This is a genomic window from Streptomyces sp. NRRL S-244, assembly GCF_000717915.1.
GTDB lineage: Bacteria > Actinomycetota > Actinomycetes > Streptomycetales > Streptomycetaceae > Streptomyces.
On the sequence record NZ_JOCX01000011.1, the window covers coordinates 231,937 to 250,329 of the forward strand.

At 72.8% G+C, this 18,393-nt stretch carries 15 protein-coding genes; 14 read left to right on the top strand and 1 reads right to left on the bottom strand.

The window, feature by feature from the left end:
• Positions 1–9 precede the first annotated feature (9 nt).
• The 14 genes from IF02_RS0116340 (at position 10) to IF02_RS0116405 (ending at position 15,629) form a co-directional block, all read left to right on the top strand.
• Entirely contained in the window at positions 10–750 is a 741-nt protein-coding gene (locus IF02_RS0116340; protein ID WP_030157528.1) for a type 1 glutamine amidotransferase domain-containing protein, read from the top strand.
• Between the two features lie 34 nt (positions 751–784).
• Positions 785–2,269, top strand: a complete 1,485-nt coding sequence (locus IF02_RS0116345) for an aldehyde dehydrogenase family protein (protein WP_030157530.1) — start codon at positions 785–787, stop codon at positions 2,267–2,269.
• 56 nt (positions 2,270–2,325) lie between these two features.
• Positions 2,326–2,940: an NADPH-dependent F420 reductase gene (locus IF02_RS0116350; protein WP_030157532.1), complete on the top strand. Its 615-nt coding sequence runs from the start codon at positions 2,326–2,328 to the stop codon at positions 2,938–2,940.
• Positions 2,925–3,509, top strand: a complete 585-nt coding sequence (locus tag IF02_RS0116355) for a (2Fe-2S)-binding protein (RefSeq protein WP_078622120.1) — start codon at positions 2,925–2,927, stop codon at positions 3,507–3,509. The genes IF02_RS0116350 and IF02_RS0116355 overlap by 16 nt, the downstream gene beginning before the upstream one ends.
• Before the next feature lie 5 nt (positions 3,510–3,514).
• A complete protein-coding gene (locus IF02_RS0116360; protein ID WP_051696247.1) occupies positions 3,515–5,920 on the top strand; it encodes a xanthine dehydrogenase family protein molybdopterin-binding subunit in 2,406 nt (801 codons plus the stop codon).
• Positions 5,917–6,741 (top strand): FAD binding domain-containing protein, encoded by an 825-nt coding sequence (locus IF02_RS34820; protein WP_051696248.1) that lies wholly within the window; start codon positions 5,917–5,919, stop codon positions 6,739–6,741. Before IF02_RS0116360 ends, IF02_RS34820 begins: the two co-directional genes overlap by 4 nt.
• Positions 6,742–6,766: 25 nt before the next feature.
• The gene (locus tag IF02_RS0116370; protein WP_051696249.1) at positions 6,767–8,029 is read left to right on the top strand and encodes an MFS transporter; all 1,263 of its coding nucleotides are present in this window, start codon (positions 6,767–6,769) and stop codon (positions 8,027–8,029) included.
• The gene (locus IF02_RS0116375; RefSeq protein ID WP_051696250.1) at positions 8,026–9,540 is read left to right on the top strand and encodes an ATP-binding protein; all 1,515 of its coding nucleotides are present in this window, start codon (positions 8,026–8,028) and stop codon (positions 9,538–9,540) included. The genes IF02_RS0116370 and IF02_RS0116375 overlap by 4 nt, the downstream gene beginning before the upstream one ends.
• On the top strand, positions 9,541–9,897 hold the full coding sequence (locus tag IF02_RS0116380) for a nuclear transport factor 2 family protein (protein WP_030157542.1): 357 nt from the start codon (positions 9,541–9,543) through the stop codon (positions 9,895–9,897).
• A 127-nt stretch (positions 9,898–10,024) separates the two neighbouring features.
• Positions 10,025–10,672, top strand: coding sequence for a TMEM175 family protein (locus IF02_RS0116385; protein ID WP_037836388.1), 648 nt, complete (start codon positions 10,025–10,027; stop codon positions 10,670–10,672).
• A 71-nt stretch (positions 10,673–10,743) separates the two neighbouring features.
• Positions 10,744–12,069, top strand: a complete 1,326-nt coding sequence (locus IF02_RS0116390) for a transposase (protein WP_158708500.1) — start codon at positions 10,744–10,746, stop codon at positions 12,067–12,069.
• A complete protein-coding gene (locus IF02_RS0116395; RefSeq protein ID WP_030157546.1) occupies positions 12,069–13,208 on the top strand; it encodes an XdhC family protein in 1,140 nt (379 codons plus the stop codon). Before IF02_RS0116390 ends, IF02_RS0116395 begins: the two co-directional genes overlap by 1 nt.
• Positions 13,209–13,374: 166 nt before the next feature.
• Positions 13,375–14,817, top strand: coding sequence for a GuaB1 family IMP dehydrogenase-related protein (locus tag IF02_RS0116400; protein WP_030157548.1), 1,443 nt, complete (start codon positions 13,375–13,377; stop codon positions 14,815–14,817).
• Between the two features lie 218 nt (positions 14,818–15,035).
• Positions 15,036–15,629, top strand: a complete 594-nt coding sequence (locus IF02_RS0116405) for a sigma-70 family RNA polymerase sigma factor (protein ID WP_051696252.1) — start codon at positions 15,036–15,038, stop codon at positions 15,627–15,629.
• Here the strand turns inward: IF02_RS0116405 and IF02_RS36105 are convergent.
• The gene (locus tag IF02_RS36105; protein WP_158708501.1) at positions 15,551–18,385 is read right to left on the bottom strand and encodes an ATP-binding protein; all 2,835 of its coding nucleotides are present in this window, start codon (positions 18,383–18,385) and stop codon (positions 15,551–15,553) included. The two genes, IF02_RS0116405 and IF02_RS36105, sit on opposite strands and share 79 nt — an antisense overlap.
• Between the last annotated feature and the right edge of the window lie 8 nt (positions 18,386–18,393).

The following is an 18,393-nucleotide window of genomic DNA, read 5'->3' on the forward strand; positions in this document are numbered from 1 at the left end:
AGAACAGTCATGAAGATTCTCGTCGTCATGACGGCCAAGGCAACGCTCCACCTGTTGGACGGGGAACAACACCCCTCGGGTTTCTGGGCCGAGGAATTCGTCGTTCCCTACACCCTCTTCAAGGCCGCAGGCCACACCGTGGACGTGGCGACGATCGGGGGCCAGGCCCCCACGGTCGACCAGACCAGCATCGACCCCCAGTTCATCCGGTGGGTCCGCCCCGAGGGCTCGCCGGACGAGGACGCGGCCAACGCCGCCGAGTACGTGAGAGTCGTCGAGAGCACCCCCCAGCTCAAGAACCCCCTCGCCCTGGAGTCCCTCGGAGAGAAGGACATAGCCGAGTACGACGGCATCTACGTCAGCGGCGGCCACGGCGCGATCGGAGACCTGCCCCACTCCGACGAACTCGCCCAGATCCTGCGCTGGGCCCTCGCCCAGGACAAGCCGCTCGCCACCGTCTGCCACGGCCACACCTCGCTGCTCGCGCTGCGCGACGGCGAAGGCCGCTGGCCGTTCGAGGGCTACCGGATGACGGCCTTCTCGCACAGCGAGGAGATGGTCACCAACATGGCCGGCCGCCTCCCGCTGATCCTCGAGGCCGAGCTCACCCGGCTCGGCGCGCGCTACGAGAAGGCCGAGAAGATCTGGGACTCGCACGTGGTCGTGGACCGCAAGCTCACCACCGGCCAGAACCCGTACTCCTCCAAGGCCCTTGCCGAGACGTTCCTGGAGCAGCTCGCCAAGGGATAGAGAACGCCCCCGCATCCGACACCGGAAGGCAGCCATGACCAAGCGCGCGCTCAGCGACCAGCCCTTGGCCAACCCCGGGAAGCTGTTCATCGGCGGCACATGGGTCTCGGCCCAGGACGGCCGTACCGAGCCGGACATCAGCCCCGTGGACGGACAGGAGATCGTACCGGTGGCCCAGGCCGCCGCCGCGGACGCGGACGCGGCCGTGGCCGCCGCCCGCCAGGCGTACGAGGAAGGTCCCTGGAGCAGACTGTCCGCCCAGGAACGCGCGCTGCGGCTGAACCGGGTCGGCGAGCTCATCGAGCGCGACCTGGAGGAGATCGCCCTGCTGGAGACGGTGGACATGGGCAAGCCGTTCGCCTTCTCCAGCACGGTCGACGCCCCCATGGCCGCCCAGCTCATGCACTACTACGCCGGCGCCGTGACCCGGGTCGACGGCTCCTCGCGGGCCCCGGCCGGCGGGCAGCTCGCGTACACCCTGCGCGAGCCGCTGGGCGTGGTCTGCGCCATCACCCCGTTCAACTTCCCGCTGCTGCTGTCGATGACGAAGATCGCACCGGCGCTGGCGGCGGGCAACACGGTCGTGCACAAACCCTCCCCGGCCACCCCGCTCACCGCGCTGAAGATCGCCGAGCTCTTCCAGGAGGCGGAGATCCCGGACGGCGTGCTGAACGTGATCACCGGTCCGGGCGTGGAACTCGGTGAGACCCTCACCGGCCACCCCGACATCGACAAGATCGCCTTCACCGGCTCCACCGCGGTCGGCCAGACGATCATCCGCAAGTCGGCCGGCACCCTGAAGAAGGTGACGATGGAGCTCGGCGGCAAGTCCGCCAACATCGTCTTCGCCGACGCCGACCTGGACGCCGCCGAGGAGCTCGCCTTCTTCGGCATCTACTACAACAAGGGCGAGATCTGCACCGCCGGCTCGCGCCTGCTGCTCCAGCGCCCCATCCACGACGAACTGGTCGAACGCCTGGTGAGCCGGGCCGCCGCCCTCAAGCCCGGCGACCCGCGCGACCCGGAGACCCTCTTCGGGCCGCTGGCCCACCGCGGCCAGTTCGAGAAGGTCAGCTCGTACATCGAGATCGGCGAGAAGGAAGGCGCGGTCCTGCGCACCGGCGGCACCGGCTGGACCCCGGAGGGGGCCTCCAGCCAGGGCCTGTACTTCCTGCCGACGATCTTCACCGGCGTCGACAACGGCATGCGGATCGCGCAGGAGGAGATCTTCGGCCCGGTCCTGTCGATCATCCCCTTCGACACCGAGGAAGACGCGATCCGGATCGCCAACGACAGCGCGTACGGGCTCGCCGCGGGCGTCCACACCAAGGACCTGCGGCGCGCCCACCGGGTGGCCTCCCAGATCAAGGCCGGCACGGTCTGGGTGAATTGCTACAACCAGTACGACCCCTCCGTGCCGTACGGCGGCTACAAGGCCTCCGGATACGGGCGCGAGTGCGGACCGGAATCCCTGGAGAGCTACACGCAGACGAAGTCGGTCTGGATCGGCATGGACTGAGTGCCCGACCGGCTGACCGGCTGACCGACCGAGCGACCGACGGAGTAGGAGCGGCAATGCGCACAGGCATCATCGGCACCGGGCGGATCGGTTCCACCCTCGCGCGGATCCTGGTGGCGGCCGGGCACGAGGTCTTGTTGGCCAATGCCCGCGGCCCCGAGTCCATCGGCCCCTTACTGGCCGAACTGGGCCCGGCGGCCTCGGCGGCGCACCCCGCCGAGGCCGCCGACCAGGCCGAACTGCTGGTGCTGATGGTGCCGTACGCGAGCATCCGAGGACTCCTCCCGTCCGCGGCCGTGCAGGACAAGGTGCTGGTGGACGCCACGAACGCGTTCAGCGGTGGCGGCAAGCCCGCCGACCTGGGCGGGCGCGCCTCCAGCGAACTGGTCGCCGAGTGGTATCCCGGCGCCCGGGTCGTGAAATCCCTGAACACCATGCATTTCGAGACTCTCGCCGTCGCTGGTACCGCGGGGGGCGAACGCCTGGCCCATTTCACGGCGGGCGACGACGAGAAGGCGAAGGAAATCGTCGCGGGAATCATCGCGGATTTGGGATTCGCGCCCGTCGACACCGGCTCGCTGCACTCCGGAGGAATTCTCCAGCAGCCCGGCGGGCCCCTTTTCAACCGGCCGCTCACGGAAGCGCAGGCGCTGGCATGGATCTCTCACTGAACGTGAACGGAAGACCCGAGCAGTTCGCGGCCGAGCCGAACGAACTGCTCGTGGAACGGCTCCGCGACGGCCTCGGGCTGACCGGAACCAAGGTCGGCTGCGACACCGGCCAGTGCGGCACCTGCGTCGTCCAGCTCGACGGACGGTCGGTCAAGAGCTGCCTGATCCTCACCGCGTCCGCCGCCGGATCCCGGGTGACCACCATCGAGGGGGTCACCACGCGCGGCGGCGAACTCAACGGCCTCCAGGAAGCCCTGCGCCAGGAGCACGGGACCCAGTGCGGGTTCTGCACCCCCGGCATGGTGATGGCCCTCGGCGAGCTCGTCGAGAACACCGCGGACCGCGAGGCGCCCACCGAGCCCGAGATCCGCGAGTGGCTCACCGGCAACCTGTGCCGCTGCACCGGCTACCACAGCGTCGTACGGGGCGTGCAGCGCGCCTGCTCCGCCGCCCGGACCGAGATACCCGAGGAGATCAGCGGGGGCGCCGCCGTCTCCGCGCCCGCCGGGCCCGAGCCCCAGCCGGCGGCCGTGTCCGCCTCCGCGTCGGCGTCCGGCAAGGAGGTGTGAGGGAGATGACCGCAGTGACGGGGGAGGCACCCCTCCAGGGATCGGGCCTGCTCGGCCAGCCTCTGGACAGCCGCGAGGATCCGCAGCTGCTGCGCGGCGAGGCGAAGTACGTGGCCGACATCGACCTGCCGGGCACCGCCCACATGGCGATCCTCGGCAGCCCGGTGGCCCACGCGAAGATCCTCTCCATCGAGACCAAGGCCGCGGAGCAGATGCCCGGCGTGCTGAAGGTGGCCACCGCGGCCGATTTCACCGACGTGATGCCGCTGCCCTGCATCTGGATCCCCGGCGGGGTCGAGAGCCACTTCCCGCCCCACCCGTACGGACTTCCCGGCGCCCGCCCGGTCCTGACCGGTGACACCGTCCGGCACGTCGGCGACCCGATCGCCGTGGTCGTCGCCGAGACCCCGCGCCAGGCCGCCGCCGCCCTGGCCGCCATCGCCGTCGAGTACGAACCGCTGCCCGTGGTCACCCGGGCCGACGCGGCACTCGCCGAGGGCGCGCCCCAGCTGCACGAGGCCGTACCGGGCAACCTGAACGCGTACTGGACCTGCGGCGACAAGGACCGCACCGAAGCGGCCCTCGCCGAGGCCGAGGTCAAGGTGGAGCTGGACCTGGTCAACCAGCGCACCATCAACAGCCCCATCGAGCCGCGCGGCGCGGTCGGCGACTACAACGCCGCCACCGACGAGTACACGCTGTACGCCTCCACCCAGGGCCCGCACAACCACCGCTTCCTGCTCGCCGCGCTGGTCCTCGGCATCCCGTTCAACAAGCTCCGGGTGATCGCCCCGACCGTCGGCGGCAGCTTCGGCACCAAGGGGTACCTGTACCCCGACATGGCGCTGGTCCTGCTGCTCTCCAAGGCGCTCGGCCGGCCCGTGAAATGGGTGGACACCCGCACCGGGCTGATGAACTCCACCGTCCAGGGCCGCGACCACCGCCAGCACGTGGTGCTCGCCGGCACCCGCGACGGCCGGATGACCGGCCTGTGGGCCACCAGCTACGCCAACCTCGGCGCGTACCCCTCCACCATCGGCCCCGGTGTCGCCACCGCCCTGATGGGCCGCTCCATCAGCGGCATGTACGACATCCCGGCCGCCTTCTGCGAGGTGTACGCCGCGTTCACCAACACCGTCTCGCTCGGCGCCCAGCGCGGCAGCGGGCGCGCCGAGGCGGCCTTCCTGATGGAGCGGCTCGTCGACCGGTTCGCCTCCGAGATCGGCATGGACCCGGCCGCCGTCCGGCGCAAGAACCTGGTGCCGAACGAGAAGTTCCCGTACGACAACGGCCTCGGCTGGACGTACGACTCCGGGGACTACCAGGTGAACTTCGACAAGGCGATGGAGCTGTCGGGCTACGCCGACATGCCCGCCCGCAAGGCCGAGGCCCGCACCCGCGGCAAGCGGCTCGGCGTCGGCATCGCCACGTACGTGGCCATCTGCGGGGTCGGCCCCTCCACCCGGATGTCCAAGGAGGGCATGCTCGGCGGCACCTGGGAGAGCGCGAACATCCGCGTCCACCCGACCGGCGAGGTCACCGTCACCGTCGGCTCCGCCTCCACCGGCCAGAGCCACCACACGGTCTTCGCGCAGGTCGCCGCCGACGAGCTCGGCATCGACCCGGCCCTGGTCCAGGTGTACGAGGGGGACACGCTCAAGGCCCCGTACGGACAGGGCACGTACGGCTCGCGCTCCTACAGCATGGCCGCGCCCGCCGTCGCCCTGACCGCCCGGAAGATCAAGGCGAAACTGGTCAAGGCCGGGGCCGTGTTCCTCGGCGTCCCCGAGGACAAGGTCGTCTACGCGGGCGGCAAGGTCTACGAGGAAGGCAACGAGGAGAACACCAAGACCTTCGCCGAGCTGGCGATGGCCATGTGGTACGGCTGGGGACTGCCCCACGAGATCGAGCCGGCCATCGACGAGACCACCCATTTCGACCCGCCCGACTTCAACTACCCCTTCGGCACGCACGTGGCGGTCGTCGAGGTCGACGAACTCACCGGCGAGACCGAGGTGGTGGCCTACACCGCCGTCGACGACGCCGGGAACATCGGCAACCCGAAGATCGTCCTCGGGCAGATCGAGGGCAGCATCACGCACGGCCTGGGCCAGGCGCTGATGGAGGCCGCCGTATACGACGAACAGGGCCTGCTGCTCAGCTCCGACCTGACCAAGTACGCCCTGCCGCGCGCCGCGGACGTGCCGTTCTTCACCCTCGGCAAGACCACCACGCCCAGCCCGCACAACCCGCTGGGCGCCAAGGGCGCCGGCGAGATCGCCACCGTGCCGCCCGCCGCTGCCGTCACCAACGCGGTCGTCGACGCCCTGTCCGACCTGGGCGTCCAGCACATCGACATGCCGCTCACCCCCGAGAAGGTCTGGCGCCGCCTGAGAGGGGAAGCCCAGTGATCCTCACCGAGTTCGACTACGTCCGGCCCGTCGGCCTCGAAGAGGCCCTGACCCTGCTCTGCGGCACCCGGGGCGCCCGGGTGCTGGCCGGCGGCCAGAGCCTGCTGCCCGGGCTGCGCACCGGGGAGGACACCGCCCGGCTGCTCGTCGACGTACGCCACCTCGAAGAGCTCCGCGGCATCGAGCGGAGCGCCGCCGCCATCCGGATCGGCGCGCTGACCACGCTCGCCGAGCTGGCCACCCACCCGGTGGTCCTCGCCGAGGCCCCGGAACTGGCGGCCGCCGCCCGGGCCAACGGGGACCCCCAGGTCCGCAACCTCGGCACGGCCGGCGGGAACCTCGCCGCCGCCGGGCGCGCCACCGACCTGCCGGTCGCGGCCATCGCCGCGGACGCCCAGGTCGAACTGGCCGGACCCGGCGGGCGGTGGACCGTGCCCGCCGAGGAGTTCGCGGTCTCCGGGGCTCCGGCCGGGTCCGTGGTCACCGCACTGCTGGTGCCCGCCGCCGGGCGGGCCGCCGCCTTCGAGAAGACCGCCGACCGGGCCACCCGCTACCCGGTGTGCGCCACCGCGGTACGGATCACCCCCGACGGGCCGCGCATCGCGGTCACCGGGGCCACCGCCCGCCCGCTGCGGCTGCGCGGGGTCGAGGACCGGCTGCGCGGGGGCCCGTACACGACGGAGGCCGTGCTCGCGGCCTTCCGGGCCGAGCCCAGGGAGCTGTTCGTCCCCGGGCGAGGCACCTCGGCCGAGTACCTCGGCCACCTCGCGGGGGTGCTCGCCGCCCGCGCGCTGCAGAGGGCAGACCAGGCCCTCGCCTGACCGCCCACCACGGGGAGTTGACGCAGTGGCCGAATTGTCCAGGACGACCACGGGGGTTCCGGCCGGGCCGGCCGCCCAGGCGGCCGCGGCCCCCAGAGGCTCCGGCTTCTGGGTGGTCGGGGCGGTACTCGTCCTGCTGATGCTCTCCTCGTCCGTGCCCTCCGCCCTCTACGTGCTCTACCAGCAGAGATGGGGCCTGTCCTCCGGCATGATCACGGTGGTCTTCGCCCTGTACGCCGTCACCGTGCTGATCGGGCTCCTGCTGTTCGGGTCCCTCTCGGACACCCTGGGCCGGCGCCCCGTGCTGGGCGTCGGCCTGGTCCTGGCGATCGTCTCGATGGGATTGTTCGCCGGGGCACAGGGGCTCGGGCTGCTGCTCGCCGCCCGCGCGGTGCAGGGCCTCGCGGTGGGCCTGGCCACCGGGGCGATGGGCGCCGCCCTGCTCGAACTGGCCCCGCGCTCGCGGCCGGCGCTCGGCGCCCAGGTCAACAGCGCGGGGCCGACGGTGGGGATCGGACTCGGCGGGATCGGGGCCGGGCTGCTCGTCCAGTACGCACCCGCCCCGACCGTGCTCAGCTACCTGCTGCTGGTCGCGGCCTTCGCGGTCACGCTGGTGGGGGTGTTCAGGATGCGTGAGAGCGCTCCCGAGGCCCGCTCCGGGGGGAGGATGCGGATCAGCGCACGCCGGATCCACGTCCCGGCCGCCGTGCGGGGCCGGTTCGCCGTCCTCGTCCTGACCATCGTCGCCGTCTGGTCCGTCGGCGGCTTCTACCTCTCGCTCGGGCCGCACCTGGCCCTCTCCCTGCTCGGTAGCTCCAACTACCTGGTCGGCGGGGCCACCGTGGCCCTGCTCGCGGGCGCCGCCACCGCGGCCCAGCTGCTGCTGGGCCGCGTCGAGGCCCTGCGCACCGCCGTCCTGGGCCTGTGCGGGCTGCTGGCCGGGCTGGGCCTGGTCCTGCTCGCGCTGGGCCTGCGCTCGGCCCCCGTGTTCCTCGCGGGCACCGCCGTCCTCGGCGGCGGCTGGGGCGCGGCGTTCCTCGGCTCCTTCCGGGCGCTGAGCGCGCTCGCCGACCCGGCGCACCGCGGCGAACTGACCGCCGCCGTCTACGTCTTCGCGTACCTCGCGATGAGCGTGCCGGCGGTCCTCGCCGGAATGCTCACCAACATCCACGGTCTGCACCGCACCTCGGTCGGCTTCATGGCCGCCGTCGCCGGGGTGTGCGCGCTGGCCCTGTTCGTCACACTGCGGCTGGCCGCCCGCACCCGGGCCGAAGGGAGCACGACATGAAGGCTGCCGACATGAGCACCGCGGAGCTGCGGTCGGCCCTGCTCGGACTGGAGGTCTTCGCCGGACTCACCGAGGACCAGTTGGACTGGCTGGTGTCCGTCTCCGAGCCCCGGGTCCTCGGTGACGGGGAGGTCCTGTTCCGGGACGGCGAGGAGGCCACCGGCTTCCACGTCCTGCTCGCGGGCGGGCTGGTCGTCACCAAGGTCGTCGACGGCCGGGAGGAAGTGCTGACCCGGCACTCCACGGAGGAGGAGAGCGCCGCCGCCGAGGAGCACGACGGGAAGCCCTCCGCCGCGCACCGCTTCACCGGAGAGCTGCCGCTGCTGACGGACGGGGCGTACGTGGCCACCGCCGCCGCGAGCGGCCCGGCGACCACCGTCGTCGCCTACCCGAAGCCGGTGTTCTTCGAGATGCTGACCCGCTGCCACGGGGTGGCGGCCGTGCTGATCCCGGTGCTGGCTTGGCGGATCAAGTCCTCGGAGGTGCAGGCCCGCAAGCGGGCCACCGTCGAGGCGCTCGGCACCCTGGCCGCCGGCCTCGCGCACGAGCTGAACAACCCGGCGGCCGCCGTGGCCCGGGCCGCGCAGGAGCTGGCGCCGGCCCTGGAGGGCCTCACGCGGACCGCCCAGGCCTGGGGCGCCGCGGCGACGGGCGCGGAGCGCTCCGTGTTCGACCGGCTGGCCGAGGAGCTCGACAAGCTGCCGCCTCCGGTGACCACCGATCCGTTCGCCCAGGCCGACGCCGAGGAGGAGATCGCCGACTGGGCCGAGGAGGCGGGCACCGAGCGGCCCGGGCTGCTCGGCTCGGGGATCTCGGACCTCGGGCTGGAACTGGGCTGGCTGCTGCAGCGGCTGGAAGGGGTCGGGGAACCGGCCCTGCCCGCCGCCCTCGACCACCTGGCGGCCCTGCTGGAGATCCGCTCGCTCGCCGCGGAGCTGCGTGCGGCCGGCCCCAGGATCTCCCAACTCGTCGCCGCCACCCGGGATTACGCCAATCTCGACCGGGCGCCCGAACAGCGCTTCGCGGTGGCCGACGGGATCGAGAACACGCTGGTCGTCCTGCGTGCCAAGCTCGGCGGGATCACCATCGTGCGTGAGTACGAACCGGACCTGCCCGAACTGACGGGCTATCCGAGCGAGTTGAACCAGGTGTGGACCAACCTGGTCGACAATTCCGCCGAGGCCATGGAGGGCGCCGGCACCCTCACCCTGCGGGTGCGCGCCGAAGGCGTGTGCCTGGTCGTGGAGATCGCCGACACCGGGCGGGGCATCCCCGAGGACTCCCTGCCGCGGATCTTCGAACCCTTCTACACGACCAAGGACGTGGGGAAGGGCACGGGCCTCGGACTCCACCTCAGCTACCGCATCGTGACCCAGCGCCACCACGGCTCGATCACCGCCCGCTCGCGTCCCGGCGAGACCCGGATGGTCGTCCGGCTGCCGCTCACCGCGGCCGCCGCCTGCGCCGAAACACCTGATGAGCCCACCTCCGACCGCTCCACCACCAGTTGAATGAACGGAGTCGACATGGCCAAGTACGACATCTCCAAGCTCCACCCGGTCTTCGTCCGCCAGATGGAGGCGCTGGCCGCCCTGGACATCGAGGCGGTCATGAAGAACTACACCGACGACGCGGTGCTGCTGCGCTTCGAGGGGGTCTCCGTCGGCATCGACGCCGTGCGCGAGACGTTCACCGGCTACCTGACGGTGAAGCCGACCCTGGTGGAGCTCCAGGAGTACATCGAGACCGAGGACACGATCTTCTACCGCGCGATCATGAACCTGAACGGCGAACCGGAGCACGCGTTCGGGACACTGGTGGTCCGCGATGGCCGGATCTGGCGCCAGACCGCCGGTTTCGGCGGCTGACCAACGATATCTGGGTAGCGTGTGCGGGGAGGGCGGAGGCAGCGCCCTCCCCGCACGCGCAAGCCCGTCCGGCGACCGGGGTCAGGGCTTGTCTTGGCTTGGCTTGTGAAATGGCAAAGGGGAGGTCATGGAACGCGAAACCGGACGTGTCGAGGCATTCAGTGACGGTGTATTCGCCATCGTCATCACGATTCTGGTCCTGGAACTCAAGGTTCCGGAGGAAAAGGGATCGGACTTCTGGCACGGGGTGTCGGAACAGTGGCCGCACTATGCCGCATACGTGGTGAGTTTCCTCATCATCGGCGTGATGTGGGTGAATCACCACACCATCTTCAGTCACCTGAAGCGGGTGGACCGGCCGCTGTTGTTCCTGAATCTCCTGGTGCTGATGGTGGTATCGGTCATTCCCTACACCACCACCGTTCTCGCCGAGCACCTCGTCGAGGAGGGCGGCTCCGCCAACGCCGCCGCGGTCCTCTACAGTTCGGTCACCGTGGCCTACGCACTGGCGTTCCTGGCCTTCTGGTGGTACGTCACGCGGGTCGGCCACCTGTTCCACGAGCGGGTGGACAAGGACGGCGCGCGGGCCACCCGCGTGCGCTTCGGCCTCGGCGCCGTGGCCTACCCCTTGACCGTTCTCCTGTCCTTCTTCTCCGCTCCCCTCACTCTCGCCACACACTTCCTGATCGCGCTCTACTATGCGGCGAACCAGATCCCCATCCCCCTCGTGGTAGAGGAAGAGCGGCTCGAATCTGCGAGCGACCTCAGGAAGTAGCCGCCGGGGCCTACGGCCGCTCAGTACGGTCAAGTAGGGTATTGGATCTAGTGGTCGCGGGGGAGGCCCAGATGGCTCGCGCAGTCCTGCCGGAGGAATCCACCAAGGAAATCTCCGAATTGATCGACGTCCTGATCTCTCTTTTCTTCGAATCATTACCCCGGCGGGACCAGCGAAACTGGGCCCGCGTTTATCTCAACGGCCTCGTGCGGACCAGCGGGAAGAAAACAATCCGTAACATCGCCGGAACCGGGGCGAGTTCCGTCGAGCAGAGCCTCCAGCAGTTCATCAGCAAGTCCCCGTGGGACTGGACACCGGTGCGCCGCTCCCTCGCCCAGTACCTCGAACGCACCGCCCAGCGCCCGCTGGCCTGGGTGGTCCAGCCCATGGTCATAGAGAAGGCCGGCGACCGCTCCGTCGGGGTCGGCAGGCAGTTCGTCCCCCAGCTCGGCCGCACCGCCAACTGCCAGCAGGCCAGCGGCATCTGGCTCGCCTCCAGCGAGGCCAGCTTCCCCGTCGAATGGACCCTCACCCTCCCCGGGCCCTGGACGAACGAGCTGATGCGCCGCAGGCGGGCCGGCATCCCCGACACCGCCCGCTCGCTCACCCCCGCCCAGGACGCCGTACACGCCGTCCAGCGGATGGCCGCCACCTGGCAACTCCAGCGCCGGCCCGTGGTGATGGAGGTCGCCAACACCGACATCCCGCAGAGCATCGAGTCCTTCACCTTGCAGGACATCCCCTTCGTCTTCAAGGTCGACGGCTCGCTGCCCGTCTCCTTCGGCGGCGCCGGCCGGCACAAGCCCGGACCGCACACCGCCCCCGCCCGCGAACTCATCGACTCCCTGCGCTCCCAGCGGCGCGTCGTCGAATGGACCCGGCACGGCCGCGCCGAAGGGGCAGTGACCCTGCTGACCTCGGCCGCCATCCTCGCGACCCCCGGCGAGGACCGCCCCGTGCCGATGTCGCCCACCCCGCTGCTGCTCGTCGGCGCCTGGACCGAAGCCGCCCTGCTGCCCTCCGAGTTCTGGATCACCAACATCGGGGACCGGCCGCTGGCCCAGCTCTTCCTGCTCGCCAAACTCACCGACCGGGTATCCCTCGATTTCACCGAGACCTGCGAACCCGTAGGCATCCGTGATTTCGAGGGCCGCTCCTTCCGTGGCTGGCACCACCACGCCACGCTCGCGAGCGTCGCCCACGCCTCGAAGCTGCTCAGCGCCCGCGGCCGGGTCCCCGACGGATTCCCCCCGCCCGGCCGGCCCGCGATCGGCGGGGCGCCGGCCCCCCGGCCGCGCACCGGAGCGCCCGGTCCCGTACCGCGGACCGGCCCGCCCGTGCTGCCCCCGCGGCCGCTGATCCCCGGCCAGAGCGCGAGACGCGAGTACATCCGCTGATGCTCGACATCGCCGAGGAACTACGCGCGTGGTGTGCCGCGCACCGGGAATTCGCCCTGGCCACCGTGGTGGCCGTCACCGGGAGCGCGCCACGCGGCCCGGGCGCCTCGCTCGCCGTCGACGCCGGCGGCACCGCGCTCGGCTCCATCTCGGGCGGCTGCGTGGAATCCGCCGTGCACGAGCTGTGCCTCGACGCCATCGCCTCCGGCGAGGGCGGCGTGCACCGCTTCGGATACAGCGACGACGACGCCTTCGCCGTGGGCCTGACCTGCGGCGGGGTCCTGGACGTGCTGGTCACCCCGGTGCGCGGGCACGATCCGGTGCGGCCCGTCCTGGGCTCCGTGCTGGAGGCCGCCGCCGGCGGGGCCCGGGCCGCGCTGGCCCGGGTGGTCTCCGGCCCGCCGCCGCAGCTCGGCCGGGCGCTGGCCGTCCACCCCGACGGATCGTACGAGGGCTGCCTGGGCGGGGGCGCGGCCCTGGACCGGGCCGCCGCCGTGCACGTACGGGACCTGCTGCTGGCCGGGCGCACCGGGACGGCTGAAATCGGCACCGCCGGCGGGCTGTGCGGGCAGCCGCTGACCCTGCTGGTCGAATCGGCCGCCGAACCGCCCCGGCTGATCGTCTACGGCGCCATCGACTTCGCCGCCGCCCTCGCCCGGATCGGCGCCTTCCTGGGGCACCGGGTCACCGTCTGCGACGCCCGGCCCGTCTTCGCGACGCCGGCCCGCTTCCCCGACGCCGACGAGGTGGTCGTGGACTGGCCGCACCGGCACCTGGCCGCGGAATGGGAGGCGGGCCGGGTGGACTCCCGTACGGCGGTCTGCGTCCTCACCCACGACGTCAAATTCGACGTACCCCTGCTGGCCCTCGCCCTGCGGCTGCCGCTCGGCTACGTCGGAGCCATGGGATCGCGGCGCACCCACGCCGCACGGGAGCAGCGGCTGCGCGAGGAGGGGCTGCCGCAGGCCGCGCTCGCCCGCCTGCGCTCGCCCATCGGACTGGACCTCGGCGGCGCCACGCCCGAGGAGACGGCCCTGTCGATCGCCGCCGAGTTCACGGCGGCCCGGTACGGAGGATCGATCCTCCCCCTGGCCCACCGGCCCGGTCCGGTCCACCGGCAGAGGACCAAAGTCCCGTAGGGACGGCCGGCCGTCCCGTAGGAACAGACCACAGGGCCCGGTATGTCCTGGACGATCAGCCCGGGCGGCATTAATCCCGGGCCATGGGAGAATGAAGTACGTGCGTTTCCCCGGCCGCCCGCCGGGGCCGCAGCCGGATCCTTCGATCGACTGGGATGTTCAGCACGTGCGTTTCCTCAATGACCAGAAGCCGCCGTACGACCTGACGTACGACGATGTATTCATGGTGCCGAGCCGCTCCGCGGTCGGTTCCCGCCAGGGCGTGGACCTCTCCTCGCCCGACGGCACCGGCACCACCATTCCGCTCGTCGTGGCGAACATGACCGCCATCGCGGGCCGCCGCATGGCCGAGACGGTCGCCCGCCGCGGCGGCATCGTGGTCATCCCGCAGGACATCCCGATCGAGGTCGTCACCGACGTCATCTCCTGGGTGAAGACCCGCCACCACGTGCTCGACACCCCGATCACCCTGGCGCCCACCCAGACCGTCGCCGACGCGCTGTCCCTGCTGCCCAAGCGGGCCCACGGCGCCGGTGTCGTCGTCGACGCCGACGGCCGCCCGGTCGGTGTGGTCACCGACCACGACCTGACCGGCGTGGACCGCTTCACCCAGCTCTCCGAGGTCATGTCGAAGGAGCTCCTGCTCATCGACGCCGACATCGACCCCCGCGAGGCCTTCAACAAGCTCGACGCCGGCCACCGCAAGCTGGCCCCGGCCGTCGACAAGGACGGCAAGCTCGTCGGCCTCCTCACCCGCAAGGGCGCGCTGCGCGCGACCCTGTACACCCCGGCCACCGACGCGAACGGCAAGCTGCGCATCGCGGCCGCCGTCGGCATCAACGGCGACTTCGTGCAGAAGGCCAAGCAGCTGCTCGACGCGGGTGTGGACACGATCGTCATCGACACGGCCCACGGCCACCAGGAGTCGATGATCAACGCGATCAAGGCCGTGCGCGCGCTGGACCCGCAGGTCCCGATCGTGGCGGGCAACATCGTGGCCGCCGAGGGCGTCAAGGACCTCATCGAGGCCGGCGCCGACATCATCAAGGTCGGCGTGGGCCCCGGCGCCATGTGCACCACCCGCATGATGACCGGCGTGGGCCGCCCGCAGTTCTCCGCGGTGCTGGAGTGCGCGGCGGAGGCGAAGAAGCACGGCAAGCACGTGTGGGCCGACGGCGGCGTCCGCCACCCGCGCGACGTGGCGATGGCGCTGGCCGCCGGTGCGTCGAACGTGATGATCGGCTCCTGGTTCGCGGGGACGTACGAGTCCCCGGGCGACCTCCAGCAGGCCGCCGACGGGCGCCTCTACAAGGAGTCGTTCGGCATGGCGTCGGCGCGTGCCGTGCAGAACCGCACCTCCGAGGAGTCGGCGTACGACCGGGCCCGCAAGGGCCTGTTCGAGGAGGGCATCTCGACCTCGCGGATGTTCCTGGACCCGGCCCGCCCGGGCGTCGAGGACCTGATCGACTCGATCATCGCGGGCGTGCGCTCGTCCTGCACCTACGCGGGCGCGGGCTCCCTCGCGGAGTTCGAGGAGAAGGCCGTGGTCGGCGTCCAGTCGGCGGCGGGCTACGCCGAGGGCAAGCCGCTGCACGCCAGCTGGAGCTAGTCTCCGCTCCCCGCTTTCCCGCTCCCCGCTTTCGCATTCCCGGTGGCCCCGGGCCCGTCCTCCGCGGACGCGGCCCGGGGCCACCGGCGTTCGGCGGGGACCGTTCGGCGAGCCGTTCGACCGGTCGGCGCAGGTGGCGGGCGGATACGCCATGCGGCGGATATCTCCGGGTGCCGGGTCCGTCACGCTCGGGTCATCCGACCTGGAAGGGGCACCCCGTGACCACGACCCTCGGCCGCCGCACCGACGCCCACGCCCTCGCGCGCCTCCACAGCGAACACGGCAAGGCCCTCTACGGCTTCCTCCTCGGTCTCACCTTCGGCGACCGGCACCGCGCCGAGGACCTCCTCCAGGAGACCCTGTTCCGCGCCTGGAAACATCCCGAGGTGCTGGAGAGCGGCCACGCCTCGATGCGCCCCTGGCTCTACACCGTCGGCCGGCGCCTCGCCATCGACGCCCGGCGGGCCCGCCTGGTCCGGCCCGCCGAGGTCGGGCCGGACGCCCTCGACGCCCACGCGCCCGTCGCCGACGACGGCACCGAGCAGGCCGCCACCGTCCTCGACGTCCGCGACGCGCTGAGATCACTCAGCCCGGAGCACCGCGCGGTGCTCGTGCAGATCTACTTCCGCGGGGCATCGGTCTGCGAGGCCGCCGAGGCGCTCGGCGTCCCCGCCGGGACCGTCAAGTCCCGTACGTACTACGCCCTGCGGGTGCTGAGGGACGCCATGCCCGGCTACGGCCCGGGCCCCGCCATCGGACCCGCCGTCGGACCCGGCGCCGGCGCCGGACCCGACCGCCGCGTCGCCGCCTGAGCCGCCACCGCCGTCCGCGAGCGGACCTGGAGCTTCGCCAGGATGTGCGAGACGTGCGTCTGGACCGTCCGCGCGGACAGGAACAGGGCGCTCGCGATCTCCGGGTTCGAGCGGCCCTGCGCGACGAGCAGGGCCACCTTCAGTTCCGCCGGAGTCAGCGCCTCCCACCCGTTGGCCGCCCTCCGCCGCGCCGAGCGGCTGCCGCGCCGCACCCCCAGGCTCCGCAGCCGGGCGTCGGCCCGCGCGATGTCCCACCGCGCGCCCAGCCCCTCGTACGCGGACACCGCTCGCGTCAGCGCCGACCGCGCCGCCGACAGATCGCCGTGCCAGGCCCGGGCCACCGCCAGGTCCTCCCACGCGTGGCCCAGCACCAGCGGCCGGCCGCCGCGCTCCGCCCGCTCCAGCGCCCGCGCCAGCAGCTGCGGGTCCTGCGCGAACAGGCCCTCGCAGCGCAGCCGCGCCAGCGCCGGGCCCGGGTACTCGGCCAGCGCCGCCGCCGTCCGCCCGCAGGCCGCCACCGCCGCCCGGGCCGTGGCCGTGTCCCCGCACTCCAGGGAGAGCCGGACGATCTCCGACAGCATCCAGGGGCGTGCGTACGCCCTCGCCTCGTCCGGGCCGTCCGCCAGCGCCGGCAGCAGCTCGCGCACCGCTTCGGCCGGACGGCCCGCCCGCTCCGCCAGCAGGGCCCGGGCCAGCAGTACGTGCCCGCTGTAGCGGCGGGCCGCCGGGGCCGCGAACGCGTCCGGCGGGAGCAGCGCCAGCTCGGCCCGCGCCGCGTCGAGCTCGTCCCGGTGGCCCCGTACGAGCGCCCGCAGTCCGTGCACCACCACCGGAAGCCAGCCGTCCGAGACGGGCAGCCCGTCGGCCCGGGCCACCCCGGCGAGCGCGGCGTCCCAGTCGCCGAGCCCGTACCGGAACTCGGCGAGCAGGGCCTCGGTCACCACCAGCCGCCCCGTCGAGCGGGTGGCCAGGGCCAGCTCCCGCGCCTCGTGCAGCGCCGCCGCGACGGGCTCCGGCTCGTCGAACTGCCCGTGGCCCTCGGCCTGGTTGGCCAGGAGCAGCAGCCGCATGTCGTTGGCCTCGGGGGCGCGCCGGGCCCAGGCGATCCCCTCGGCGACATGGCGCAGCGACTCCCGGCCGCGGCCCAGGTGGAACAGGGCGAAGGCCATCGCGTGGTGGGCCTCCGCCCCGCACAGCGGATCGCCCAGCCGGGCCGCCTCCGCCACCACCGGGACGGCCAGGACGCGGGCCTGCGCCGGGCTGCCCCGTTCGGCCAGGGCCAGGACCCGGCAGGCCTCCAGCCGCAGCCGGAGCGCGGGGGAGGGGACCGGCTGCGCCAGTGCGTCCTCGGTGACGGCCAGCGCCCGGCCCATGTCACCCTCGATCATCAGCGCCGACACCAGCTTGAAGGCCAGCGCCGCCCGGGCCCCGGGATCCGCCGCCCGCCGGTGGAGGGTGGCCAGCAGCTCCGCCGACTCGGGGCGGCGCAGCATCAGGGCGGCGTCCGCGAGGCTCCCCTCCAGGGCGTCCCGGTCCGCGCGGTCGGCCTGGCCGACGGCCCGCTCCAGCAGTTCGGCGGCCGCTCCGGGCGCGGCCGCGATCAGGGACTGCGCCGAGTCAGCCAGCCAGTGCACCGCCCAGCGGTCCAAGGCGCCCCCGGCCAGCAGCTGTTCGGCGGTCCGGGCCGGATCGCGCCCGGCCTCGGCGAGGGCCAGGGCCGCCTCCTGGTGCAGGGCGGAGCGGGCGGGCCGGGGCAGTTCGGCGTACAGGGCCCGGCGCAGCGCGGGATGCCGGAAGCGCAGCTCCTCGCCGGTGTCCTCCAGCAGCCCGGCCAGCAGCGGCTCCTCCAGCTCGGCCAGCACTTCGCGGGCGGGCCTGGCCTGTACGAGGGCCAGCTCGCGCGGCGTGAAGGCCGGCCCGAGCAGCGCCGCGTGCCGCAGGGTGGTGTAGGCGGCGCGGGAGAGGTAGCCGAGGCCCCGGGGCAGGGAGCCGGGCGGCTCGGGCAACTCCTCCTCCGGAACGGTCAGTTCGGCGGTGTCGGCGGTGATCTCGATGGCCCGGGACCAGTGCGCCGCCAGCTCGTGCAGGAGGCGGGGGTTGCCGCCCGCCTGGTCGGCGGCCCGGCGCAGGCGCGGGCCGGGGGGTGCGCCCAGCCGCTCGTGGAGCAGCTCGGCCGACTCCGGCCCGGTCAGCGGCTCCAGCCGTACGGTGTGCCCGCCCGGGCCCGCGCCCAGCTCGGCGCACAGCTGCTCCACCTCGGGACGCCGGGGCAGCGGTCTTCGGGTCGCCGCCAGCAGCAGCGGCAGCCGGTCCGCCATCCGGCCCAGGCGCCGCCACAGCAACAGGCTGGCCGGGTCGGCCCAGTGCAGGTCGTCAAGCACCAGCAGCAGCGGGCCCCGCGCGCACCACCCCTCGACCCCGGACACCATCAGGTCCATGGCGGCGAGCCACGCCCCGCCGGGCTGCTCCGCCTCCCGGGCCTCCCGGAGCAGGGCGACCACGGCCGCCCGGTCGGCGCCCCCGGGGTGCAGACAGTCCAGGGCGGACCGGAGCGGCAGCTCCGCCGTGAAGGGGTCGGCGGCCCCGTAGCGCACCCGGCAGCCCAGCGCGGCCGCCTCGGCCAGCGCCTCGCGCACATGTGCCGTCCGGCCCGAGCCGGGCTCGCCCTCCACGATCAGGCGGCCGCCGAAGCCGCGCGCACCGCCGCGCACCCGGTCCCGTAACCCCTCGCGCTGCTGTTCCCGCCCGACCAGCACGTCGGCGA